The organism is Actinomadura sp. GC306, from assembly GCF_004348665.1.
Classification (GTDB): domain Bacteria; phylum Actinomycetota; class Actinomycetes; order Streptosporangiales; family Streptosporangiaceae; genus Spirillospora.
The window spans coordinates 1-3634 of the sequence record NZ_SMKM01000415.1 but is presented as its reverse complement, the minus strand read 5'-3'; the positions used below and the strand labels follow the sequence as shown (position 1 = coordinate 3634).

At 69.4% G+C, this 3634-nt stretch carries 4 protein-coding genes and 1 pseudogene; all 5 read right to left on the bottom strand.

Going from position 1 to position 3634, the window contains the following annotated elements; genetic code table 11:
- Positions 1-86: 86 nt before the first annotated feature.
- On the bottom strand, positions 87-398 hold the full coding sequence (locus tag E1200_RS31925) for a DUF2469 domain-containing protein (protein WP_131956175.1): 312 nt from the start codon (positions 396-398) through the stop codon (positions 87-89).
- Positions 395-1120 carry a ribonuclease HII gene (locus tag E1200_RS31920; protein ID WP_131956173.1) on the bottom strand — a complete coding sequence of 242 codons (726 nt, stop codon included), beginning with the start codon at positions 1118-1120 and terminating at the stop codon, positions 395-397. Before E1200_RS31920 ends, E1200_RS31925 begins: the two co-directional genes overlap by 4 nt.
- A 68-nt stretch (positions 1121-1188) precedes the next feature.
- On the bottom strand, positions 1189-2073 hold the full coding sequence (gene lepB / locus E1200_RS31915) for a signal peptidase I (protein WP_243709010.1): 885 nt from the start codon (positions 2071-2073) through the stop codon (positions 1189-1191).
- A 201-nt stretch (positions 2074-2274) separates the two neighbouring features.
- Positions 2275-2625, bottom strand: a complete 351-nt coding sequence (gene rplS / locus E1200_RS31910) for a 50S ribosomal protein L19 (protein ID WP_131956169.1) — start codon at positions 2623-2625, stop codon at positions 2275-2277.
- Between the two features lie 118 nt (positions 2626-2743).
- Positions 2744-3298: pseudogene (locus E1200_RS31905) on the bottom strand (tRNA (guanosine(37)-N1)-methyltransferase TrmD); the annotation flags it as partial.
- Positions 3299-3634: the final 336 nt, after the last annotated feature.

Below are 3634 nucleotides of genomic sequence, written 5' to 3'. Positions count from 1 at the left end.
ATGGTTGAGGGGGCCGCTGCGGCGCCATGTGTGGCGCCGGCGGCGGAAGCGTCAGCGGTGAGTCGGGTGCGGGCCGTGGGGGCGGGTTACTTGGCGGGGAGTTCGAAGTCGGTCTTGGCCAGTTCTTCGATGTTGACGTCCTTGAAGGTGACGACACGCACGTTCTTGACGAAGCGGGCGGGGCGGTACATGTCCCAGACCCAGGCGTCCTGCATCGTGACCTCGAAGTAGGTCTCGCCGTTGTCGGTGGTGCGGACCTGCAGGTCGACGGAGTTGGTGAGGTAGAACCTGCGGTCGGTTTCCACGACGTAGGCGAAGAGCCCGAGGACGTCGCGGTACTCGCGGTAGAGCTGCAGCTCCATCTCGGTCTCGTACTTTTCGAGATCTTCGGCGCTCACGCTCGTGCCCCTTCCGTGCAGTCCTCGCCGGGGACCTCCCCATCGGTGTCCTCCACCAACTCCACCTCTCCATTGTTACGCAGGGCACGACCGACGTTGACGTAGGAGAAGCGATGTTCAGGGCAAGGTCCGTGCGCGGCGAGGGCTCTGCCGTGCGCCCGGGTCACGTAGCCCTTGTGGAGGTCGAACCCGTAGTCCGGGTAGCGCTCATGGAGATCGACCATGATCCGGTCCCGGGTGACCTTCGCGACGATCGAGGCGGCCGCCACGCAGGCCGCGACCTGGTCGCCCTTGACCATCGCCAGTCCGGGGACGCTCAGGCCGGGAACCGGGAACCCGTCACTGAGGACGTAGGCGGGCTGCTCGTCCAGGGCGGCGAGGGCGCGCCGCATCCCCGTCACGTTGCAGCGGTGGAGGCCGAGCCGGTCGATGTCGTGGCACGGGACGACCACCGCGCTCCACGCCTGCGCGCGCTCGGTGATCTCGGTGTACAGCTCCTCGCGGCGCCCGGGAGTGAGGAGCTTGGAGTCGGTGAGGCCCTCGATCCGGCGCCGGCCGCCGCGGAGCATCACCGCCGCCACCACCAGCGGGCCCGCGCACGCTCCCCGCCCGGCCTCGTCGACGCCCGCGACGGGACTGAAACCGGCATGCTCCAGAGCACGCTCATATCGGTGCATCCCGGCGTCGCGGCGCGGCGTGAAACGAAGCGGACGACCTTTCATGCAACGCAGCGTACGTCCCGGCCGCACCCGCCGCTCCGGAACCTCCCTTTCCCGCTCGCGGGAGCCGGTCAGGCCTTCCGGTAATGGCGATGGCGGAAGTAGGCGAGAGGGAGGGTGCAGAGGACGCCCAGGGCATAAGGAGCGGCGGGAAGCGCTGCGGCGGCGGGCGCCGCGAGCCCTCGTTGCTTGAAGGTGTCGGGGATCGGAAGGGTGCCGGCGCGGTCCACGGGCCAGACGATCACGAAGGCACGGCCGATGACGCGGTCGACGGGGATGGTGCCGCCCCCGGGGTCGCCGCGGTGGGAACGCGAGTCGTAGGAGAGTTCGCGATGGTCGCCCATGACCCAGAGCTGACCCGGCTTCACGGTGACGTCGAACGGGTCGTTGGACGGCTTGTTCCGCTCGTTCGTGATCGGGTCGGTGTAGAGGTAGGAGCCCTCGTTCAGCGGGACGCCGTTGACGGTGACCCGTCCCTGCGCGTCGCAGCACTGGACGCGGTCGCCGGGGATGCCGATGACGCGCTTGATGTAGTCCTTCTCGTTGGGCGCGACGCCGAAGGCCGTGCCGATCGCGCGCAGCACCTTGGAGAGGGGGTTGCCGGGCTCGTTCACCTGGATCTCGGGGTCCCAGGAGTCGAGGCCGTTGAAGACGATGACGTCACCGCGGGCCACGTCACGAGTGTGGTAGACGATCTTGTTGACGAGGACCCGGTCGCCGACCTGGAGGGTGTTCTCCATGGAGCCGGACGGGATGTAGAAGGCCTGCACCGCGAACGCCTTGATGACCAGGGCCAGCACGACGGCGACGACGATGAGGATCGGGAGCTCTTTCCAGAACGAGCCCTGCTTCTTCTTGTCCTTGCCGGCGTCGTCCTCGGGGTCGTCGCCCGTCTCCTCGGCCGAGTCCACAGGCTCCTTCTCCTCGGGCACCGCGCCCTCGGCTTCGGATCGCACGTCTCTCCGATCGTCCTCGTCAGTCATCAGAGCGAAAGCCTAGCGGCGCGGGGACCGCGGGGGGCCTCCCGCGGGCGTGTCGGCGGCGTTCAAGACGCACTTCCCCCTCAAGAACCGGCAACGCCCCGGTCACCGTCGCGGGTTCCCGGGGCGTCGTGGTTCATCGGCTCATGTCGTCCTGTTCGCGAGCGAGGAGGCGGCTCAGTTCTCCCGCTTCTCCTTGATGCGGGCCGCCTTGCCGCGCAGGTTGCGCAGGTAGTAGAGCTTGGCGCGGCGGACGTCGCCGCGGGTGACGACCTCGATCTTGTCGATCGAGGGGCTGTTGATCGGGAACGTCCGCTCGACGCCGACGCTGTAGCTGACCTTCCGGACGGTGAAGGTCTCGCGGGCGCCGCCGCCCTGGCGCCGGATCACCACGCCCTGGAAGACCTGGATACGGCTCCGGTTGCCCTCGGTGACACGCACGTGAACCTTCAGCGTGTCGCCCGGACGGAAGTCCGGGACGTCGGCGCGCATCGCGGCCTTCTCGATCTCCTGGATCAGGGTGTGCATCGCAGAGGTTCCTCATGGTCGAACGCGGGCGTCGAGAGGCCCCGGTGGATCATGCGTGGGGGCGTCGCGCCGCGGAAAGTGGTCGTGGGGTGCCGTACGAGCTGGACGCACGGACGCTCTAGTCTGCCATATCTTCGCCGTCAACCGGAAAACCGGCCTCGCGGAGAACGGCGCGATCATGCTTGTCGAGGGCCTCCGGGGCGAGCCGGGCGAGCAGTTCGGGACGCGTTCGCGCGGTCCGCCGGAGCGCCTCGTCGCGGCGCCAGCGGGCGATCGCGCCATGGTGCCCGGACAGGAGGACGTCGGGTACGGGCCGTTCGCGCCACACCGGCGGTTTGGTGTAGACGGGGCCTTCCAGCAGCGATTCCATGGCGCCGGGCGCGAACGAGTCGTCGGCGACGGAGTCGGCGTTGCCCAGGACTCCGGGCAGAAGCCGGCCGATCGCCTCCACCATGACGAGGACCGCGACCTCTCCGCCGGCGAGCACGAAGTCGCCGAGGCTGACCTCGTCCACCGGCATGCGGGTCCGGGCCTCCTCGGCGACCCGCGAGTCGATGCCTTCGTAACGGCCGCACGCGAACACCAGCCACGGCTCAGCGGCATACCGGACCGCATCGGCCTGCGTGAACGGCCGCCCGCCCGGCGTAGGAATGATCAGCCGCGGCCCCCCGGCACCACGCGGTTCCTGGCCGGCCTCATCCTCCCCCACGCCACCACGCACGTCCCCGACACCACCTTTGCCACCGTGCGGTCCGGCAGGTGCTTCGCTGCCGGACGGTGGGAAGCCGACTCCCGGACCGAGGGGGTCTGGCCGTACAGCACCCGCATGAGAAGCGGTCGCACCGAAGGAGGGCCGCGCACCACCTTCGCCGCCGTCCGCCCCGGCAGGTGCTTCGCTGCCGGACGGTGGGAAGCCGACTCCCGGACCGAGGGGGTCTGGCCGTACAGCACCCGCATGAGAAGTCGTCGCACCGGAGGGGGGGCGCGCAGCGCCTTCGTCGGTGTGGAG

Coding starts and splice junctions, on each gene's coding strand:
- E1200_RS31920 (WP_131956173.1), bottom strand. CDS start 1,120: ATGAAAGGTCGTCCGCTTCGTTTCACGCCGCGCCGCGACGCCGGGATG.
- rplS (WP_131956169.1), bottom strand. CDS start 2,625: ATGCACACCCTGATCCAGGAGATCGAGAAGGCCGCGATGCGCGCCGAC.